Origin of the sequence: Janthinobacterium sp. PSRC1-1 (genome assembly GCF_049897525.1) — a bacterium.
In the GTDB taxonomy this organism is placed as follows: domain Bacteria; phylum Pseudomonadota; class Gammaproteobacteria; order Burkholderiales; family Burkholderiaceae_D; genus Janthinobacterium; species Janthinobacterium tructae.
In genome coordinates this window covers 470,964-490,805 of sequence record NZ_JAFCWK010000002.1, presented here as the reverse complement: position 1 = coordinate 490,805, position 19,842 = coordinate 470,964, and the positions used below count along the sequence as shown (strand labels likewise).

Below are 19,842 nucleotides of genomic sequence, written 5' to 3'. Positions count from 1 at the left end.
GACGCATTTTACAGGTGCACATCAAAACCTGCCCGCCAGCACGGACATGCATGCGAGGAAGCGGTGCAGGCAGCGGTGCAGGAGGGGGAATGCCGCTAGCGCTTGGCGCCCTGGGCACCCAACGCCGCCATGGCCGACGCGAACACGATGCAGCCGATGGCCAGCCACTGGGTCAGGCTCAGCAGTTCTCCCAGCACGGCCATGGCGGCCAGTGCGCTGACGGCGGGTGCCGCGCTGCTGAACATGCCGAACACGCCTTGTGGCAAACGGCGCAAGGCAAAGATTTCCAGCGAGTAGGGCAGGGCGCTGGACAGCATGGCGATTGCCAGGCCCATCAGCGCAATCGATGGCGCCAGCAGGGCCGTGCGCGAATACGCGACGCCGATGGGCACCGTCACCATGGCCGCCACCGTCATGCCCCAGGCCACGGCTTGCCCGCCCTGCAAGGTCGAGGCGCGCTTGCCGAAGATGATATACAGCGCCCAGCACAGCGCCGCCCCCAGCGCGTACGCCACGCCCACGGGGTCCAGGTTGCCCGGACTGCCCTGCAGGGGCAGCAACAGATATAAACCGAACACGGCGCAGGCCACGGCCAGCAAATCGCGCGGCCGCCGTGACGACAGCATGGCCACGGCCAGCGGTCCCGTCACCTCGATGGCGACGGCAATGCCGATCGGTATCAGTGCAAACGCGCGATAAATCAGCAAGTTCATCAACCCCAGCACGGAACCGTAGACCAGCAAGTTCAGCACATCCTTGCGCGTCAGGCGGAAACGCCAGGGGCGGAAGATGGCCAGCAAAATCAATGCCGAAAACCCCACGCGGTACGCCGTAATGCCCTCGACCCCGATGACAGGAAACAGATTCTTCGCAATCGCCGCCCCCAGATTGACGGAAATCTGCCCCCCCAATACGGCCAGGGAAGGGAGCAAGATGCTGTCGGGGAGGGGGGAGGTCGAGGCGGGGGAGGTCATGCGGCGGTATTTTAATATGCCTGAGGCTGGCAGTCGCTGGCAGATTGCTAAGCAGGGGAGATTTAACTGGGCGGTTGCTGACATGGCTGGTGTAGCGCGGATTCTTTTCTGGATACCATGTTGCAAAATACGCCAAAATTGCAAAATAATTCACTAACGGCCAGAAGTAGCCCTTGCTAATCGAACAGCCTTTCCCATGTTGATTCTCAACATGAGTAAAAATTATCGCCTGTGGCCCAGCCACATGTTGGCTGCAATCGATAACGGCGCCGTGCAGAACAGATTGAACAACGGTGCCATGAGCAGACCCAATGCTGCAGTGGAGCTTTGCGGGGCCACGAACACCGACCAGTAGGTGTGCGCGTCCAGCAGCAGCATCAGCAGGGCGCCGGCCAGCAGAGCGCCGCAAGTCTTGCTGCGTTGTAGCGCAAGTGCCAGCAATAGGTAGGGCGCCAGCGACCAGGCGCACAGCGCCGCCCGAAAGACGACGCCGCCACCGTTGGCCTGAAATAGTGCGGTGATCAGGTGCAGGCAAGTGCCGACCGTCAGCACTAGCCGGCTTGCCTGTCGTGGGGATTTAAGCGGCGATGTTCCGGTTTTCATGGATCTGCGGTGCGGTTGCTTCCAGTAGATCGTATATGTCTTTTGCACCCAGCGCCAGATGCGATGCGATCGTGCCTTCGGCGGACACCAGGACAGCGCTCGGAGTCACCGGCGCGTCGTAGCGCTCGGATACCTTTCGGTCCTCTTGCAGCAGCGTGGTGCAGGAGCCGGCGGCATGTGGACGGTGCAGCTGTCCGGCATCGACGCGCAGGATGACGGCGATACTGATCAAGCCCTGGTATTGCCGATGCCAACTCTCGATGCGCGGCGTCAGTTCGGCGCAAGGGCCGCAGGCGATGTCGGAGAATATCAGCAGCACCGGCAGGCCGACGGACCTGAGCTGCGCCAGCGCAATCGATGCGCCAGTGCCCATTTCCGGCAGCGCGAAGTCCGGCGCCATGCTGCCGACTGCCAGTCCGCGCGGCCGCATGTCGACCGCATGCAGTGGCTGAATGTTGGCGGCGTCGAGTCGCAGCTCCAGCGTATCCATGCGCAAGATCAGGCGCCCGTTCTGGCGCAGCGTATGCAGCAGCAGCCACCATTGCAGCGCTATCACGGCGATGCATATCGACAGTGCCGGGGCTGTGACCAATATCTCGGCCAGATGCGGCCATACAGGAGCATGCGCATATGCCGGACCAGCGTAAATCAGTGCGCCCGCCATCGACAGCAGTACCGCGTTCCTGAGCAGCGTGGTGGGGCCGATCGGCGTGGCGTCCTGCTGACCGAAACAGTTGCAACTGGGCCGCTGGCCTTGCTGCAGCTTGTACGCCAGCACGGTGCTGTAGAGCGCCAGCAGGGCGGCGCCGGCGCTGGCGCCCCACCACGTGGACGTCGCCAGCGTCAGCATGAAGGCGATCGCCAGTTCGCACGTCGGCATCAGCCACGCCAGCTGCGGCTGCAACGCAGTGGGAATACCGAATTGCGCCAGCGTTTGAGCGTACGCCTGCCGGTGCAGTAGCTTGCCAACAGCGGCGATCAGCAAGACGCCGCCCAACAGCAGGCGCAAGACGGTGAATGGCCATATAGACGCGTCCATTATCTCTTTCCTCCCAGGGTAGGTCCGTCGTAACGTTGAGCGCCGCCAAACGGCGAGATGATCGATGCGTTCGTCAGGTCGGAGCACAGTGGCCCGCACAGTGCGGTGCCGCCGCAACAATTTGAGCCGGCGCAACCGTATCCCGGTGGGCAATCGTCGTTGGAGCTGCAGGTGGGCAAACCGGCACAAGGAGTATTGCCGTGCACGCAGACGCCCGAGCCATTCGGCGTCGTAAAGCACACGCAGTCGCCGCCGCCGACGCATGCGGGGAAGGCGCCGCAACTGCCGCCGGCGCAGGTGCGGCAAGCCTCAGGCGGGCAGCAGTCGCACGAGAGTTTCTGCGCGTCGTCATACGCGTTTTGGCCATACGAGGACACCGCGTTGTAATAGGTCTGCGCTTGGGACAGACAACCGCCGCGCTTGATGTTCTGTATGTTGCCCGTGCCGGGGAAGGCTGCGGTGCAAATGGCGCCAAGGTCGCTGAGGAAGTTGGTATCGCACGCTGTCTTGTTCTGGTTGCACCTGTCGTAGCAACAATCGTGAGTATTACAGGCGGGAACAAAGCTGACGCCGAAGTAGCTTTGCGGCGGCGATACCCACGATCCGGCCGCGCCGCAACCATTGGCGGTGCAGGTATGCGCCAGGTTGGCGGTGCGGGAAGGGCAGTCCGCCAGATTGGCAATGGGGTGCTTTTGCACCACGCCGTTGGGCGTGCAGCAGGCAAGGGCGGAGTCGTACACGCGGTTATTGCACAGGCAATTGCGCGCCGCCCAGGCATTGTCGATACCGAACCGGGCCAGGGTCATGCCGCCCAGGCCGAGCACGACCATTTTCAGTGCGGCGCGGCGCGAGGTGACGCCAGCCAGCGTGCGTGCGATGTCGTCGAGTACTCTATGGTCTGAGGTTTTCATGTCGTTCACCTATCGTGCTCTGGATGGCGACAGTACCGTGTCCAGCCCCACCGGTCCGGCATTGTTGGTCGCATGGTCCCAGGAGATCAGGCTGTAGGGGGTGGACTCGGAGCGCCCGGTCGGACTCTGGATCTCGAAACCGCCAAGCGCCTGCTGGGGCGCGATATGGGCATCACCGGAAATCCAGCCCACATAGGTCATCAGGTCGGACTCGGACTGCCAGCCGCGTGGCGTGCCGGTGACGGTGGTCGGTGCCACGATGTCGAGGTGGAAGGCGGCGATATACAAGGAGCTGCCCAGCGGCTCGTCGTTGAAGATGGTGTAAGTCCACGTGGCGTTATTCAGCAGTACGTTCACATGCGAGCGCAGACGTGGCGAGGCATACGGCGCCGGCTGCGGAATCGTCACGTAGCGATTGACGACGAAGCCCAGCGTGCCGCCGGCCTCGTAGGTACCGCGCAGGGTCAGCAGGTATTGCTGGCCGGGCGTCAGCCCGGTGGTGCTGAATCTGGCGCCGATGCTGCCGCTGCCTTCGTTCGTCAGGCTACCGATGTACACCGGAAAATTCTGCGGGCTGATTCGCCGTGCCGCACCCAATGTGGCGCCCGTCAGGAACACCTTGCTGGCGGTCTCGCTACCGATGTTGCTGACAGTGATCGAGACGATGACTTCTTCGCCGGTGTTGATGACCGTGGCGTTGCCCGTGGCGATCTGTGGCTTGCTAGCCATGATTGCCTCCATGGTTGGAGGCAGTACGGCAAAGCATCATGCCGGTCATGCCGGCCAGGCCGGCCAGCATGATGGCCAGCGTGGGCGGCTCCGATACGGTCACCACTTGGTCGACCACGAAGCTGAAGCTGACGACGTCGGAGAAGTTGCCGCCAAGGTCCTGCAGCATCACATCGAGCGTATGCACGCCGGGCAGCGCATTGGCCGCCACGTCGATGGTGAACAGGGCAACATTGTCCCGGAACGAAAAACTGGGAATGCTGAACAGGACCAGTCCCAACGTTTGCTGTGGCGTCAGCGCGCCCGGATCGAAATTGCCGAAATTCAGGAACAGGTCGGTCGCGTCCAGCGCCGTGTTGGTCCGGTTGATGATGCTGCCGGTGATTCCGATGCTGCTACCGGCCGAGGCCGGTATGGTGGTCCGGGTTGACGTGAGCGTGAGCAGCGGCAGCGCGTGCGCGCTGTGTGCCAGCGCGAACAGTATGAGTGCGAGCAGCGCGCTACCGAACGATTTGTGTAGTGTATTGAGCATGGAAATCCCCTGGCTGGCATCATGGGATTAGCTATGCATTAACTATGCCAGGCCGTGGGAGCGCGCTTGAATCAAGGCTTGCTCAGGATTGCCCGTGGCAGTCGAGGGGAAGTGTAAAGATGACCGACAAGCTGTCGATGTTAATCATTGCCATCAGACTCACCCAGGCACCTAAGGTCCAATGGTTTTGAGATCGTTTTCACGGCAATCTCTTCTCTGTCACGACAGATCCAGGTTACAGTGTTGCAACCACCGATTGAATCCCCACTTGCTGCCTGTCGCGCCGCATATTGACCTGTAACTTGGGAGTAGTATTGAATGACTGTTTTTAGTATCGGCGACACCAATTTTGACGTGGATTTCGCGAAATCAAGCATCAGTCTGGAAGAAGACGGCACTGGCATGGTGGAACTGAACATCGATATCCATGGGGACGACGATGTGTTCATGCGCTTGACCGAGCCCGATGACGCGCAATGGTCGTGGGCGCTGTATCCGCCGGCCTTTTTCCTGCATGGCTTGCGCATTTCGCAAGGGCAGGAAGGAGCGCTGGCGATCGGGATGCTCGATACGCATCCCGAGGCGGAAGAGTCGGGTATCTACATGATGGAGTACGGTGACGTATCGGCTGTCAACATTTTCGAATTGTCGGCACGGCGCCTGCTTGTATCGGGCATGGTGGACTTGTGCGGCAAGCGGCTGCCATTTCATATCGATATGCCGCGCACATAGTGGCGGGGCCGCTCCCAAAGAGACCGGCCCCTGCTGTTCTAACTTAATCCAGCCCCAACGCCTTCGCCACATCGCCCCACGCCACATACTTGAAGTTCTGCGGCCCATCGGGCAGGCGCTTGTAGCCGTCCTGGATCACCAGCATGCCTTGCGCATACGCGCCGCCCAGGTTGGCGGACGTGACGTCGAGGCCATCCGTTTCCGAGGTGCCGTCGATGCCGGCGGGCAAGTTGAAGCCTACCTTGAAGCGGCCGCGCACCTTGTACGGGGCTTGCGCGTCGAGCACCACGTAGCTGCTGTCGCCCTGGCTGGAAACGATCAGGTAGCCAGTGTCCGCCTTGCCACCCGGCTTGCGGTAGATGGCCATGCCTTCCACGTCGGCCGTCAGGTTCGCGCCGACGGGCAAGACCATGGTCAGGGCATCGGGCTTGGCGGCGTCGGCCGAGGTGGTCCAGATGCCGCGCGTTTCCTCTCCCAGGAACAAGCGGGCGTTGGCGTCGTCGGCTACGCAGCCTTCCGGTTGGGTAGCGACCTTGAAGCTGCGCAACAGCGTCGCACTGAACTGGTTCCCGCTCATGCCGATGCTGTATTGCTGGAAGGTGCCATCCTTGTCGTTGATGAACGCTTGCACGCCGCCGCTGGCCGGCTGGTACAAGCACATGCCGTAGATGCTTTTCAGGCCGGTAGGGAAGCGGCCCGCTTCCGCCACGTCGCCGCCGGCATTGATGGTGAACAGCATCATGCTGTTGTCGTCGCGCTGGGTGGCCACGGCCAGGTCGACCTTGCTGCCGCCAAAACGGATACCTTGACGTACGTCGACGTTGTTCAAACGGCCCACTTCCAGCAGCTGCGTTTGCTTGCCTTGCAGGTCGTAGACCAATAGCCCCTGCTTCTTGTTGGTGCCGATGATGCGCGCATTGGCAGGATCGCTGGCCAGCCAGATGGCCGGATCGTCGGCCGCGTCGCCCTGGCGCGCCATCGGTTCTGTCTGTGCTTGCGGGGCGATGATGGCCACCGCAGGCTGTGTTTCCGCTTGGCCAGTCCATTTCAAGGGGCGTGCCTGCCAACCGTTCTTGCCGCGCAGCAGTAGCGACTCCTTGTCCAGCGCCAGCTGGCTGTCGCCTTTGCGCACGTTCAAGGCGACCGCCTGGGCTGGCTGCGCCGTCCATTTGCCGGTTTCATGCGCAAACAGGTGCAGCTTTTCCGCCTTGCTATCGAGCACGGCCACGCCACCGGGCAGCACGGCCAGCGCACCGGCGCCGCCGTCCAGCTGGCCATACGGCTTGCGCAGCGCCACCACTTCGCGCTTGCCCATGCCTTCGGACTCGGCGTCATACGCCCACACGCCCATGTTCGCTTCGCTCACCAGCAGGCGCTGGGCGCCGTCGTCGACCCGGCAATGCTTCGCGTGCGGCGGCAACGCCAGTTTGCGCACCAGGCTGCGCTGCTCGCCCTGCATCACCCACTGTTCCGCTTGCCCATCCTTGCCGATCAAGAACAGATGGGCTAGCTGCTGCGCGTCGCGGTACAAACACGATGCTTCCACGGAAAAGGTGGGAACGGGAAACGGCGCCAGCTTGACCAGCTTGCCGGCCTGCACATCGACCGTCACGGGCAAAGGGCGCTGCGTATCCGCTTCCAGGAACACGGCCAGCACGCGATTGCCATCGATGCGCGTGTCGAGCTGCTTGGCGCGCACGGCGATGCGGTCTTGTTCCTGGCCGGCCGCATTGAACAAACGCAAGCCGTGTTTGTCCAACGTCAGCCAGCCGCCGCCGGGCAGGCGCGCCAGTTCCTCGGCCTCTTGCGTGAAGGAAGGCAAAGTGTTGGCTGAGGCGGCGAAGACGGCACCGGTGGCGCAAAAGGCGGCCAGCAAAGCGCCGCAGAGTACGGTTTTTTTCATGTTAGTAGAAATCATCATCAGAAGGCGCTCGCTTTCAGGCTCACCTTGAAAGTGCGGCCATATTGTTCGTTCTGCACGTTGTATTGCTTCGTGCCCTGGTAGACATAGTATTTTTCGTTGTTCAGGTTGGCCGCTTCAAACGTTACCTGGAACTGCTTGTTGATCTGGTAGGACAGCGAGAAATCGAGCTGTTTCTGGCTGTCGACGATGTGGTCCTGGCTTTGGTCGAGGATGTCGTTGCCCATTTCCAGCAGGTACGGCGACTTGTAGTTGAGGGCCAGGCGGGCGCTCACCGGCCCCGTTTCATAGCCCAGCATCAAGTTCATCACCTGGTTCGACTGGCCCGGCAAGCGGATGTCGCGGTGCATCTGCTGCTTGCTGGCCTTGTCGTAGCGGCCGATCTGCGCGCTCGAGGTGCTCAGGGTGCCGTTGACGCCGACGAGGAACTTGTTGAACGGCGCCGGCAGCATGCGCAGCGGCTGCATGTAGGCCAGTTCGATGCCTTTCACTTTGGCCGCGTCGCCGTTCGCATACGAGGTGGCCGAGGTGTAATTGGCCCACTGACCCGTGCCGGCCAGGTTCGTCGTGTAGGTAAAATTCTTGATGTCCTTGTAGAAACCGTAGGCGGACATCACGCCGTCATTGCCCAGCACGCGCTCGATACCGAGGTCCAGGTTGTTGGCTTTCAGCGGTTTCAAGTCCGGGTTGCCGATGACGGCTTCCGTGTTGCTGGCCAGGCTGATGCCGGGCGCCAGCTGGCTGAAGTTGGCGCGCACGACGGCTTGCGTCCAGGCGGCCCGCACGCTGGTATGTTGATCGACGTCATAACGGGCTTGCAGGTTCGGCAGCCAGTTGGTGTACGAACGTTCGCGCGTCAAGGCCGTGGCCAACCCGGCGCTGTCCACTTGCGAGCCGTTTGCTTCAAAGCTGGTGCGCTCGGCGCGCACGCCGCCGAGGATGTGCCAGGCGTCGAAGTCATAGCTGTTCTGCACATACATGGCGTTGATGTCTTCATGCATGCGGTAGTCGTTGATGACGGACTCGGTGGCCAGGCGCGCCTTGCCGCGGTCCAGTCCCGCCACGCGGGCGCGGATGAGAAGCGGGTCCAGCGCCACGCCGATGTTGCCCAGGTCGTAGTCGAGGGTGTGGCCTTGCACGAAGTTGTTCATCGACGTGGAACCGGCGCCCCAGTAATTGCCGCTCGACGCCTTGCTGCTGTTGTACGCCCATTGATCCGTGTCATTGGTTTTTTCGCGGCGGCTGATTTTGGCGCCGAATTTCAGGGTGGCGATGTCGAACTTGCGCGCCAGGTCGATGCGCGCGTGGTGTTCATTGTCCTTCGAGTAGCGCTTTTGCAGGGTGATGGCGTTGAGCGCATAGCTGGCTGGATCGTACAGCGAGGCGGGGCCGCTCAGCTTGGGTTCTTGCGTATCCGTGAAACGGATGCCGGCGAAATTGCTGGTGCCGCGGAAACGGCCGTCGTTCAACGATTCCGGCGTGTCTTCCGTGGCGCGGCTCAGTCCGCCTTTCACGTCCAGGGTCCAGTCGCCCGATTTCTGCTGCGTGCCCAGCACCAGCGAGCGCACTTGCTGCGTGTACTTGCGCTGGCGGATGCGGCGCTCGGCGCGCGCGCTGGCTGTTGCTCCTTCGGCCAGGCTGCCGCCCGCGATATTGCTGATGGTCAGGCGGTCGCGCACTTCATTGTCGGAAAATTCGCTGACAAACGAGCGCAAAAACCAGCTGTTGCCCGCTTCCGGGCGGTAATCGAGGTTGATGGCCAGTGCGCCGCGCTTGCGCACGGGCAGGTAGTCGCGCAATTCCAGGCTGGATAATTTACCCTTGCTCCAGGCACCGCCCGTTTCCACGTCATCGGAGCCGAACGAGCGCTTTTCCGCGCTCAGGCCGGCTGCCACGCCCAGTTTGCCATCGAGGAAGCGCTGGGCCCACAGGGCGCCGCCGCTGGGGCTGGTCTTGCCCGTCTTTTCATCATGGCTGGCGCCCACGTTGGCCGACAGCAGCTTGCCGGGCAAGTCGAAGGCGGACAGCGATTTGACTTCGACGGTGGCGCCCAGCGAGTTGGCGTCCATTTCCGGTAATAAAGTCTTCGAGACTTCCAGGGTACGGATCAGGCCGGCAGGCAGGATATCGAGCGCCACGGCGCGGCGGCCCGCTTCCGGCGACGGCACCAGCGCGCCATTGATGGTCACCGCGTTCAGGTCCGGACCCAGGCCGCGCACCGTGATGTAGCGGCCTTCGCCCTGGTCGCGCTGCACCGATACGCCCGGCAAGCGGGCCAGCGCCTCGGCCGCGTTTTTATCGGGCAAGCCGCCGATATCATCGCTGCTGATGACGCTGATGATGTTGTCGGCTTTCTCTTGCGCCGCGATGGCGTTGCGCAGGCTGGCGCGCTGGCCGCTGACGACCACGGTGGCGGCCGGCTGGCCGTCGGCATCCTGCGTTTGGGCGTTGCTGTGGCCGCTGAAGACGGCCATGATGGCCAGGGACAGGGCCGTCAGGCGCAGCGGGGAGGGGAAGGAAGTGTGCATGGTTTTCATGAAGAGCTCGGTTAGGGGGAGGGAACCGGGCGGATTCTAGGCAGCAAATATGACGGTTGCGTGACAGGCAAGGGCTGGCCGCCCTGAAAACAACGGCCTGTGAACGCTTTCCGGCCGGAAATGAAGCGTGGTGAGCTGAAATGACCTGCCAGCGCAGGGCGCACGGGCAATGGCTTGCCGGATTTGCCTCAGTTGCGTTGCTCATGATGAGCCGTTTGCACCTGCCGCAGGGGCGTGGCGTATGTCATCGTGCCGTCATGGGCGGGCGCTATCGTGGCGACAGCACCACTTTTAAAGGTTCCCCACATGCTGCCGTTGCACCGTAACAGTCTGATTGCCGCCGCGCTGGCATTGCCCCTGTTCTTTTTCCTGTACGCCACACTAGGCCACCTTAAACCGTTTACCATCTGGAAGTGGATGGATATCGTCTGCGAAGGCGGCACGGCCGTCATGGCGGGCATCTGGTTTTTGTTTACCCTCAGCAGCCGTCCACGCGGACGCGTGACGAGCCTGATCGCCGGCGGCCTGTGCGCCATCATGCTGGGCTCCTGGGCCGATTGCCTGGATGAATTCTTTGCCGTCGACAAGAGCGCCGTGTGGGACAACTGGCTGGAAGCGCTGATTCCATTTGGCATGCTGGTGCTGACCATCGGCATGTATTACTGGCGCCAGGAACAGTTCCGCCTGAACGAACACCTGCAAAAGCGCGAACGCCTGTTCCGCGACCACCGCGCCTTCGACCGCATCACGCAGCTGGCCGACGCCAGCTATCTGCGCACGCAGATGCGCCTGGAACAGGAACGCCGGCCCGGTCTCGATTGCGCGCTGGTCTTGCTCGATATCGACAGCTTTCACCTGATTAACCGCGAATACGGCCACCGCGAAGGCGACCGCGTGCTGCAAGCCGTGGGCCACATGCTGCTGCTGAACTTGCGCAATGACGATTTGCTGTGCCGCTATGCGGGCGACCGCTTTGCCGTGCTGATGCCGGGCGTGTCGCGCGAGGATGCGGCCGTGAAGGCGCGCCACCTGTGCGCCATGGTGGGGCAGATGCGCCACCACGCCAACGACAACCGCGAAATCCGTTTGAGCCTGCGGCATGCCTGCTCGCTCACCGATGGCGTGCCGGAAGTGGTGTTGGCCGAGCTGAGCCGTGCCGTGGAAACGCCGCGCGCCGGTACCGGCATCAGTTCCGCCGCGCCTGCCTGATGCCGCTGAACCAGCAAGGCGACCCCAGCATCGCGGCCCATCACCAGCCGGCGCTGGTGCTCGACTACGCGCGCAGCCGCGAACTGGCTGTGGCGCCGCTGCTCAAGGGCACGGGCCTCGACGGTGGTGCGCTGCCGTGTGCGGAAAGCCAGGTCAGCGCCGCGCAATACCTGCAACTGCTGGCCAATGTGGCGCGCGGCCTGGACAGTGCCGACACCAGCTTCATGCTGGGCCAGCAAATGCTGCCCGGCCATTACGGCGCGGCCAGCCATGCCTTGCTGCAGGCGCAGAATCTGCGCCAGGCCCTGACCATCCTGTGCGGCTTCCACACCTTGCTGTGTCCGCTCCTGCAGCCACGCTTGCGCGAGGCGGGCGAGCTGCACGTGCTGTACTGGGTCGATGCGTTCGGCGCGCCCAGCCAGCTGCCGTTTCTGGTGGAAATGCACATGACGGCGCTGGCGGCCATGTGCCGCTGGCTGGCGGGAGAGTCGTTGCCGTGGCGCTTCTGTTTCAACCGCGCGCGGCCCCGTCATGTGGAGCAGCATGAAGTGCACCTGGGCCAGGCGCTGCGTTTCGATTGCCAGGTCGACGCCATGCTCATCGATTCCAGCTGGCTGGATAAACCCTGGCCGCGCGGCAATGCCACGGCGGCCGCGCTGGCCTTGCGGGCGGCCGCGCTGGCACCTGTACCGGCAACGAGCCTGCTCGGTGCACTGTACGACTACCTGCTGGCCAACATCCGCTGCGCGCCCACGCTGGAACGCACGGCACAGGAGTTCGGCGTCAGTCCCGCCACGTTCAAGCGTCACCTGGCGCGCCATGGCACGCATTTCCAGGCCGAGCTGGACCAGGTGCGCGCGCACAAGGCCATCTACCTGTTCCAGGCGCATGGCTACGACAACGATGCCGTGGCCGCCTACCTGGGCTTTCATGATGCCACCAACTTTCGCCGCTCGTTCAAGCGCTGGACGGGGCAAACGCCGCAGCTGTTGCGTCATGCGCTGGCATTGTTCGTGGCCGGTTGAATGGCGGCGTTGCGCGCCAGCGCCACGGGCAGTCATTCCAGTGGGAACAATTGCCCGTTCTGCTACATCCATAGTACACTCGACCAGAGAGCGAACAGACGCGCTTTGAGGCGCTCCGGTATGGCGGCGGCGACCGCTGTGCCGTGCCTTAACCCAGCCTGGAAACTGGCGCGCCCATTGTGGTGCGCCGGCAGCCGGGCAACTTGATAATGCCCTATCGTGTATTCACAATCGCAGATCGATCCAGTCGTCAGTTTCCGTAACACCCAGGGTGAGGCGGTGCGCGGTACGATTTTCAACTTGCAGCGCAATTCGCTGGTCATGGAAATCTACAATCCCTACTCGATTGTGCAGGTCAGCGAGGTGCTCAATGACGTGACGGTGCGCATGGGGGCAAAGAACGCCTATGTGGGCAAGGCCGTCGTCATCAGCAGCGTCAACACGGGCCTGACCGCCATCGTTTCCGTGACCCTGATCGACGAGTGGCGCGAGCTGAGCGACGTGGTGGTCGTCAAGGGCGCCGTGGCGAAAGAGTCCAGCGCCTTTGTCGCGGGCTGGGGCGAGCGCTTCCGCATCCGCCGCGATTACCAGATCGTCGTCAACGAAATGCGCGCCTTTTTGTCGGAAGTGGCGCGCTGGGTCGAGCAGGTCGATTTGTCGGACTCGCTGCCGAAGGAAAATGGCCGCCTGCGCGCCGACATCTTCGACGAGCTGGCCTTGCCGCTGATGGAGCAAACCCAGCTGTACTTGCGCCAGCTCGAGGTGGAAGCCTCGCTGGTCGAGGAAGAACGGGCGCCGGCCCACCGGGCCTTTGCCCAGACGGCGCTGCACCCGCTGATCCTGCGCGCGCCGTTCGTCTTCCGCACGTTTACCAAACCGCTCGGCTATGCGGGCGATTACCAGATGGTCAACCAGCTGCTCGACGATCCGCGCCAGGGGCCGAGCACCTACTTCCAGATCGTCAATGCGGCCTTCCTGCAGGCGGCTGTCGCCACGGCGCACCGCAACCGCATCGATATCCTGACGGAATTTTTGGCGCACAAGGCGGCCGAGGCGCGTGTTGCCGGGCGCGTGTATAAAGTGCTCAACGTGGGCTGCGGCCCCGCCATCGAGGTGCAGCGTTTCCTGGAAACGTGCCCCGATGCGCAGTGGCTGGCCTTCGAGCTGGTCGACTTCAGCAGCGAGACCCTGGACTGGACGCGCGCGCGCCTGACCAGCATCATGCAGCGCACGGGAAGCGTGGTGGAAATCGATTATGTGCACGACTCCGTGCACAACCTGCTCAAGCGCCGCCATGGCGCGGGCATCACGGGCTTGCCCGGCAGTTTCGACGCCGTGTATTGCGCCGGCCTGTTCGACTACCTGTCCGACAAGGTGTGCGCGCGCCTGCTGCTGCATTTCGCCTCGCGCGTGCGGCCGGGCGGGCGCCTGCTGGTGACGAATGTGCACGCCGACAATCCGGGCAAGTTTGGCATGGAGCATTTGCTGGAGTGGCATTTGATCTATCGCAATGAAGAAGGCCTGTCGGCCTTGCTGCCTGAACATGCGACGGCGCCGAAAATCTATGTCGACGCCACGGGCGTGAATGTGTTTGCGGAAGTGAGCATTCCTTGATGGATACTCCAGGCCTGCACGCCGGCTACACGGCCGTTTTGCGCGACTTCCGCCTGGAATTTAGCCGCGGCGGGGCCTACACGGGCATCGTGCTGATTCTGCTGGGCATGGGCCTCGATTCGGCCCTGTATCCGGACAAGCAGTCGGCGTTTACCAGCGCGCGCATCGTCGTGTCCGTGCTGATTTTTTGCGTCGTGCTGGCCATGCGCACGCGCTGGGCGCAAGATCGCATCCAGGGGCTGACTTTTGTCTGGCTGATCCTGCCGCAAATCATGATCGCCTGGATGATCGCCGTCACGGAGGGCGCCACCTCGATCTATTACGTGGGCATGACCCTGGCCATCTATTCCTCGGGCATCGTGCTGGCCTTCGGCCTGTGGCAAAACATGGTCTTCGGCGCCATCTCCTGCCTGCTGTACGTGGCCGCCTGCATCTGGCATGCGGACGGCTTCGACTTGCCGGCCACGTTTGTCGTCAATTGCCTGTTCCTGATCATGTCGGCCAGCATCAGCGCCGTGTTTACCTATTTCAATGAACGTGCCCGCTTCATGCTGTTCCAGCTGAAGGCGGAAGTGGCGCAAAAGAACACCCAGCTGGAGGAAACCAACAAAAGCCTGGCCGATATCAAGGGACAGATGCTGCAGCAGGAGAAAATGGCCGCTCTCGGCACCCTGGCCGCCGGCATGCTGCATGAAGTCAACAACCCCGTGAATTTCTGCATGATGGCCATCGAGGTGGCCATCGAAGACCCGGCCGCCAGGCAAAGCGCGCTGGTCAGCGAATGCCTGGCCGACGCCAAGGAGGGCATGCTGCGCGTGCAGCACATCGTTTCCGATTTAAAAACCTTTGCCTACCGCAAGAGCGGCAACCAGCTGGAAAATGGACACTTCCAGTTCCGCAGCGCGCTCGACGCGGCCATCCGCCTGGTCGGGCATGAAACGAAGAATGTCAGCATCAGCCACGATTTGCCGGTCGACACCCTGGTGCGCGGCGACGAGGCGGCCATCGTTGGCGTGCTGATCAATTTGCTGGGCAATGCCGTGCTGTCCATGCGCAAGGGCAATGCGCCACCGTTCGAGATCCGCATCACGGCCCGCTGGGACGAGAACCGCTTGCGCATCAGCGTGCGCGACAACGGCCCCGGCATCGCCCCGGAAAACCTGGCGCGCGTGTTCGAACCGTTCTTCACCACGCGCGAAGTGGGGCAGGGGCTGGGCCTGGGCCTGAGCATCAGCTATGGCGTGATCGAGCGCCACGGCGGCACCCTCTCCGCCGAAAGCGAACTGGGCCAATGGGCCAGCATGAATTTCGACTTGCAGCGCTCCGACTGGGAGGGCCGCTAATGGACAACGATAGCCGCGCCGGTGTGCTGTACGTGGACGATGAAGCGCTCGCCTGCAAGTATTTCGCGCGCGCCGTCGGTGCGCGCTACCGCGTGCTGACGGCGCACAGCGTCGATGCGGCGCTGGCCATGCTGAAAGATGAGTCCGCCAACATCGACGTGCTCGTCACCGATTACCGCATGCCGGACCGCCTGGGCAGCGAGCTGCTGCAGGAAGTGGCGCAGCGCTATCCGCACATCGTCTGCATGCTGGTGACGGCGTATGCGGACAAGGACGTGCTGCTCGAACTGATCAACGGCGGCGCCTTGTTCCGCCTGCTGGAAAAGCCGCTCGACCTGGCCGCCATGCAAACGGCGCTGCAGCTGGCCGTGCAGACGGGACGCGAGCGCGCCGCGCGCCGTCAGGGCCTGGTGGCGATGGAGGAATCGCTGGCCTTCCTGGCGCACGAATTGAACACGCCGCTGGCGGCCATCGCCAATTTTGCGCGCGGCATCGCGCGCCGCGCGCAGGCGGACTCTCCAGCACAGGCCGAGATCGGCGAAGCGGCCGCCTTGATGCACGACAATGCGCGTTATTGTTTGTCCGTGCTGGCCAGTTTTGTCGACACGGTGCGCCTGGCCAGCGCCGGGCCGGGCATGCAGGGCGGACGCAGCGCCGGCAGCGCGCGCCAGCTGCTGGCCGCCTTGCTCGACAGCTATCCCTTGAGCACGGCCCAGCGCGCCGCCATCACGGTCGAGCAGGGCGAGGATTTCGCCATTGCCGAGTCGCCCAATTGCGTCGCGCTGATTTTATCGTCCGTGCTGGCGAATGCCCTGCGTTCGGCCGGCGAGCAAGACCATCCTGCGATCGGCATCCGCATCGATGCGGGCCGCATCACGGTGCGCGACAATGGCGCCGGCATCGCTCCCGAGATTGTCGCGCAGCTGTTGCTCGACCCCGTCAGTGCCAGCGGCAACGAAGGCAAGGGCTGGGGCATGGTGTTTTGCCACCGCATGATGCAATCGTTCGGCGGCAACCTCGATATCGCCACCGAATTTGGCAGTGCCACCACGGTCACCCTGAATTTTCCAGTACATATAAGGAACGAGCATGATTGACGCCAATCTGCGTTTGCCGGCTCAGCTTGAGCCGGCGCAAGGCTTGCCGACGATACTCTATGTCGATGACGAGGCCAACGCCCTCAAATATTTCCAGCGCGCCATCGCGCCGCTGGCCAACGTGCTGACGGCCACCTCGGTCGAGGAGGGCAAGCGCATCCTCGACGAACAAGCCGAGCGCATCGCCGTGCTGGTGTCGGACCAGCGCATGCCGGGCGCCTATGGCAACGAGCTGCTGTCCTATGCCTGGGACCGCCATCCGCACATCGTGCGCATTTTGACCACCGCGTATTCCGAGCTGGAGCACACGGTGGAAGCCGTCAACCAGGGGCAGATCCACCGCTACATCCAGAAGCCGTGGGATATCGCGGCGCTGCGCATGGAACTCAAGCAGGCTTTGGAACTGGCGCGGCTGCGCAATGAACACGCCCAGTTGCTGCGCGAAAAGCTGATGGTGCGCCAGCGGCAAGCCGTCGCCAACCGCATCGGCACGCTGTACGCCTTGTGCGCCAGCCTGGCCGGTCCGGAACAGCAGCTGCCCGTGGAAGCGTATCTGTCGGCGGCCCTGACGGCCGGCGTCACGCCGCCCGAGCCGGACTGGCTGCTGATGGATTATGCCGATCTGGTCAGTTCGGAAGCCTTCCGCGGCACCGCCTTTGCCGCCGCCGTGCGCCAGCAGCTCGACACCCTCGAGCGCGAGCATCCGGGGCGCGGCGTGGAGCAGGCGATCGACATGCTGTTGCCCGTGTTTGGCGCGGCGCTGCAAAACCACGGCGGCACGGCGCTGTTCCTCGATGGACGCCTGCTGACGGAATTCCTGGAAACGCCGACCACCACGCCCGTCTCGTCCATCCACGCATTCTGGCTGGCCAGCTTGCTGTGGCTGGCGCGGCGCGGCTGGTCCTTGCAGCTCAGTAAGACGGAACTGGGCTTGCAGGGCAAGGTAGTGCAGGCGGAACCGGCGCTCACGCCGGACCACCTGGCGGCCTGGATCGAGCAGTTCTGAGCATGGCGCCCCGCAAGGGGCCGGCGCCATAGAAAACAGGGCCGCGCGGGCCCTGTTTCGGCTTGCTGCGAGCAAAGCTTAGCGCTCTGACGCCGCTTTCAGGTTGTTCAAGCCTTTTTCAAAATCCTTGCCGATCATCCGGTCCATGCTGACAAACACCGTCATGACCTTGCTGACGTAAGGGCTGGGGCCCGTCATGGTCCAGTTTACCCTGGTGCCGTCGCCCTCGGGTGTCATGGTAAACGTGGTGGTGTTGTGGCTTTCGAACGGTTTCAGGAAGTCCAGCTTGATGACGGTGCGTTCGGGCTGGGCCGCTTCCGTGATTTCCATGCGGCCGGCGCCCACCTTGTCATTGCCCTGCCACGCATATTGCGCGCCCATGCCATTGGCCGGGCCCGTAAAGGTGCGGCGCATGGCCGGATCGAGTTTTTCCCACGGCGACCAGGCGGCCCAGTAATGGAAGTCCGTGATCAGGCCGGCGATTTTCTCGGGCGGGGCCTTGATGGTGATTTCGCGCTGGACACTGAAGGTGTCGGGCTTGGTGGTGGCATAGCCGAGGATGGCGGCGACGACGACGACGATCAGCAGCAGGGTTTTTTTGATCATATGCTCTCCAGATCTTGAATGGTCGATGCGAACGAATCAAGGCAATCTTAGCAGATATGAATCGCTGTGCGCAGCCGCCTGGCCTTTATTTGCGCCAGCTCTGCGCAGGGCCGCCTGCACGCCCGTTCGCCGCCGCGCGCACCCGCGCACGCCAGGGGTGTGCCGGTTTGTGGTGCGGGCCGGCGTCCGCTAGAATGCTGGCCTGCAACGATTTCACTTAGGGAAATATGATTCAACGATTGATCGCCAGGCTGACCCTGGCGTGCGGCTTGCTGGCGTCCGCCTTTGCCGCGAACCTGGCGCATGCCGATGCCTGTCCCGCCCATTATGTCGATGGCCGCAAGCCGGAAATCACCAACCCCAAGCTGGACGTGGCAACCAGGGAGCTGTGCTACAACGTGTTCGGCGTGATGCACTCGGGGATCACGCGCACGCCCTTGTGGTCGGCTGAACACCTGACGGCGAACAACCTGGAAGCGGCGCAGGACTTGTCGCGCGAAAACTCCTTCCACGCCGAACGCAAGCTGCCCGCCGCCCAGCGCGCGGAACTGGCCGATTATGCGCGCAGCGGCTTCGACCGTGGTCACATGGCGCCCAACGGCGACATGCCGGATCGCCAGAGCCAGCACGACAGCTTTACCCTGGCCAATATGGTGCCGCAGGATGCGCGCAACAACCGCTATGTGTGGGCCGGCATCGAGGGCGCCGTGCGCAAGATGGCGAAGAAAGAGGGCGACCTGTATGTGATCACGGGGCCGGCGTTCATTGGCGGCAACCTGCGCAAGGTGGGAAGAGTCATTGTCCCCAGCCACCTGTACAAGGCCGTGTACAGCCCGCGCCAGCGCGCCGGCGCCGCCTACTTCATAGAAAACGCCGATACCAAACAATATGAAATGCTGAGCATTGCGCAACTGGAAGACAGGATAGGCATCGATCTGTTACCGTCGCTGACGCGCCAGCAAAAGCTGCGCATGCTGAGTTTGCCGAAGGTCAATAGCAAGTCCAAGAAATAAGACGTCAAAAAGGAAATATCATGTGCGCAAAGAAATTCGTCCCGTATGCCAATGAAAGCGATGTGCTGGAAATCGGCAATCTGAGCATCGAAAACCGCATCGACCGCATCAGCCTCAGCGGCGACATCGACCTGACCCTGGACAAGCCGGGCCTGGCCCTGGCGAAACAGCTGCAAAAACTGCTGGGCGACGTGGTGGCGCAACTGGAAAAGCAGGAACTGCCCGACCAGTTGCCGCCACCCGAGGTGACGTCGGTGGCCAATCCCTTCGAGTGACGTTGGCAAGCGCGGGCGCGCTTGATCGTCCGCCGGTCTTACAGTTGGCGCGGCCCCTGCGGCGTGTTGATGTGGGCCACCAGACAGGGGCCGCGTTCCCCTGTCGACGGGTGCACAGCCACCTGGCTATCAAGGCCCAGCGATAGCAGCAAGCGCGCAATGCGTTCCGGTTCGGGATGAAACAGTTCAAGCTTGATGAGGGACAGTCCATGATCCTGCAGCCTGGCCGCCGGGTGCGCTGCCGCCTGCCACTCGATGAGTGCCGGGGCAACGCCATTCAGGCGCAACGCGCCATCATCGGGAATGGTAATCAGCCAATTCAGGGCACCCCGGCTCATGGCTTCGATATTACCAAGTGGCTCCGAACAAGCCGCAACGCTTGCCTGGATATCGGCAGTGCGGGCTATCCAGGTGGCGAGTGCCGGTGCCGCATTGGCGGCCAGGGTATCAAGCGCGAACCAGCGGGGCCTGGACGGTAGCGGCGCCCTGGGGTCGGGCGCGATCACTTCCAGGTAGACAGAATCGCCAAGCCGCAGCAGAAGGTTATGCGTCCCCATGCGGGCATGCGCTCCGCCAGCCTGAGGTTCCACCCCCAGCGCCAGCCGCACCAGCTCGGCACCCGCTTCCAGCGTTGGCGCCGTGATGGCGATATGGTCAATATGGCAGCATGGCACTG

Annotated in this window: 19 protein-coding genes; 9 read left to right on the top strand and 10 right to left on the bottom strand. The window is 63.0% G+C overall.

Features of this window, described 5'->3' with window-relative positions; translation table 11 throughout:
- Nucleotides 1-95: 95 nt before the first annotated feature.
- The 6 genes from ACP7DW_RS05840 to ACP7DW_RS05815 all read right to left on the bottom strand — a co-directional run bounded on the left by ACP7DW_RS05840 (nucleotide 96) and on the right by ACP7DW_RS05815 (nucleotide 4,788).
- Nucleotides 96-974, bottom strand: coding sequence for an EamA family transporter (locus ACP7DW_RS05840; protein WP_426054305.1), 879 nt, complete (start codon nucleotides 972-974; stop codon nucleotides 96-98).
- 222 nt (nucleotides 975-1,196) lie between these two features.
- A complete protein-coding gene (locus ACP7DW_RS05835) occupies nucleotides 1,197-1,577 on the bottom strand; it encodes a hypothetical protein (protein WP_426054304.1) in 381 nt (126 codons plus the stop codon).
- The gene (locus tag ACP7DW_RS05830) at nucleotides 1,552-2,616 is read right to left on the bottom strand and encodes a peroxiredoxin family protein (protein ID WP_426054303.1); all 1,065 of its coding nucleotides are present in this window, start codon (nucleotides 2,614-2,616) and stop codon (nucleotides 1,552-1,554) included. The genes ACP7DW_RS05835 and ACP7DW_RS05830 overlap by 26 nt, the downstream gene beginning before the upstream one ends.
- Nucleotides 2,616-3,527, bottom strand: a complete 912-nt coding sequence (locus ACP7DW_RS05825) for a hypothetical protein (RefSeq protein ID WP_426054302.1) — start codon at nucleotides 3,525-3,527, stop codon at nucleotides 2,616-2,618. Before ACP7DW_RS05825 ends, ACP7DW_RS05830 begins: the two co-directional genes overlap by 1 nt.
- Nucleotides 3,528-3,536: 9 nt before the next feature.
- A complete protein-coding gene (locus ACP7DW_RS05820) occupies nucleotides 3,537-4,256 on the bottom strand; it encodes a hypothetical protein (RefSeq protein ID WP_426054301.1) in 720 nt (239 codons plus the stop codon).
- Entirely contained in the window at nucleotides 4,249-4,788 is a 540-nt protein-coding gene (locus ACP7DW_RS05815) for a hypothetical protein (protein ID WP_426054300.1), read from the bottom strand. Before ACP7DW_RS05815 ends, ACP7DW_RS05820 begins: the two co-directional genes overlap by 8 nt.
- 318 nt (nucleotides 4,789-5,106) lie before the next feature.
- Between ACP7DW_RS05815 and ACP7DW_RS05810 the strand changes: the two genes are divergently transcribed.
- Nucleotides 5,107-5,520, top strand: a complete 414-nt coding sequence (locus ACP7DW_RS05810) for a hypothetical protein (RefSeq protein WP_426054299.1) — start codon at nucleotides 5,107-5,109, stop codon at nucleotides 5,518-5,520.
- 43 nt (nucleotides 5,521-5,563) lie between these two features.
- Here ACP7DW_RS05810 and ACP7DW_RS05805 read toward each other — a convergent pair whose 3' ends face one another.
- Together ACP7DW_RS05805 and ACP7DW_RS05800 are read right to left on the bottom strand one after the other, a co-directional pair.
- Nucleotides 5,564-7,423: a phytase gene (locus ACP7DW_RS05805; RefSeq protein WP_426085194.1), complete on the bottom strand. Its 1,860-nt coding sequence runs from the start codon at nucleotides 7,421-7,423 to the stop codon at nucleotides 5,564-5,566.
- Nucleotides 7,424-7,440: 17 nt separating this feature from the next.
- Nucleotides 7,441-9,978: a TonB-dependent receptor gene (locus tag ACP7DW_RS05800; protein WP_426054297.1), complete on the bottom strand. Its 2,538-nt coding sequence runs from the start codon at nucleotides 9,976-9,978 to the stop codon at nucleotides 7,441-7,443.
- A 306-nt stretch (nucleotides 9,979-10,284) separates the two neighbouring features.
- Between ACP7DW_RS05800 and ACP7DW_RS05795 the strand changes: the two genes are divergently transcribed.
- The 6 genes from ACP7DW_RS05795 to ACP7DW_RS05770 all read left to right on the top strand — a co-directional run bounded on the left by ACP7DW_RS05795 (nucleotide 10,285) and on the right by ACP7DW_RS05770 (nucleotide 17,272).
- Nucleotides 10,285-11,187: a GGDEF domain-containing protein gene (locus tag ACP7DW_RS05795; protein ID WP_426054296.1), complete on the top strand. Its 903-nt coding sequence runs from the start codon at nucleotides 10,285-10,287 to the stop codon at nucleotides 11,185-11,187.
- Nucleotides 11,187-12,212 carry an AraC family transcriptional regulator ligand-binding domain-containing protein gene (locus tag ACP7DW_RS05790; protein ID WP_426054295.1) on the top strand — a complete coding sequence of 342 codons (1,026 nt, stop codon included), beginning with the start codon at nucleotides 11,187-11,189 and terminating at the stop codon, nucleotides 12,210-12,212. Before ACP7DW_RS05795 ends, ACP7DW_RS05790 begins: the two co-directional genes overlap by 1 nt.
- 219 nt (nucleotides 12,213-12,431) lie before the next feature.
- Nucleotides 12,432-13,826, top strand: a complete 1,395-nt coding sequence (locus tag ACP7DW_RS05785) for a class I SAM-dependent methyltransferase (protein ID WP_426054294.1) — start codon at nucleotides 12,432-12,434, stop codon at nucleotides 13,824-13,826.
- A complete protein-coding gene (locus ACP7DW_RS05780) occupies nucleotides 13,826-15,169 on the top strand; it encodes a sensor histidine kinase (RefSeq protein ID WP_426054293.1) in 1,344 nt (447 codons plus the stop codon). Before ACP7DW_RS05785 ends, ACP7DW_RS05780 begins: the two co-directional genes overlap by 1 nt.
- Entirely contained in the window at nucleotides 15,169-16,266 is a 1,098-nt protein-coding gene (locus tag ACP7DW_RS05775; protein ID WP_426054292.1) for a hybrid sensor histidine kinase/response regulator, read from the top strand. The genes ACP7DW_RS05780 and ACP7DW_RS05775 overlap by 1 nt, the downstream gene beginning before the upstream one ends.
- Nucleotides 16,259-17,272 (top strand): response regulator, encoded by a 1,014-nt coding sequence (locus tag ACP7DW_RS05770; protein ID WP_426054291.1) that lies wholly within the window; start codon nucleotides 16,259-16,261, stop codon nucleotides 17,270-17,272. The genes ACP7DW_RS05775 and ACP7DW_RS05770 overlap by 8 nt, the downstream gene beginning before the upstream one ends.
- Before the next feature lie 78 nt (nucleotides 17,273-17,350).
- Here the strand turns inward: ACP7DW_RS05770 and ACP7DW_RS05765 are convergent, their stop codons facing one another.
- Entirely contained in the window at nucleotides 17,351-17,878 is a 528-nt protein-coding gene (locus ACP7DW_RS05765; RefSeq protein WP_426054290.1) for an SRPBCC family protein, read from the bottom strand.
- A gap of 227 nt (nucleotides 17,879-18,105) precedes the next feature.
- Here ACP7DW_RS05765 and ACP7DW_RS05760 point away from each other — a divergent pair, with 227 nt between their 5' ends.
- Nucleotides 18,106-18,891 carry a DNA/RNA non-specific endonuclease gene (locus ACP7DW_RS05760; RefSeq protein ID WP_426054289.1) on the top strand — a complete coding sequence of 262 codons (786 nt, stop codon included), beginning with the start codon at nucleotides 18,106-18,108 and terminating at the stop codon, nucleotides 18,889-18,891.
- Nucleotides 18,892-18,911: 20 nt separating this feature from the next.
- Nucleotides 18,912-19,166 carry a hypothetical protein gene (locus tag ACP7DW_RS05755; protein ID WP_282407178.1) on the top strand — a complete coding sequence of 85 codons (255 nt, stop codon included), beginning with the start codon at nucleotides 18,912-18,914 and terminating at the stop codon, nucleotides 19,164-19,166.
- A 38-nt stretch (nucleotides 19,167-19,204) separates the two neighbouring features.
- On the opposite strand, the gene ACP7DW_RS05750 is transcribed toward ACP7DW_RS05755, so the two are convergent.
- Entirely contained in the window at nucleotides 19,205-19,840 is a 636-nt protein-coding gene (locus ACP7DW_RS05750; protein ID WP_426054288.1) for a VOC family protein, read from the bottom strand.
- Nucleotides 19,841-19,842 lie beyond the last annotated feature (2 nt).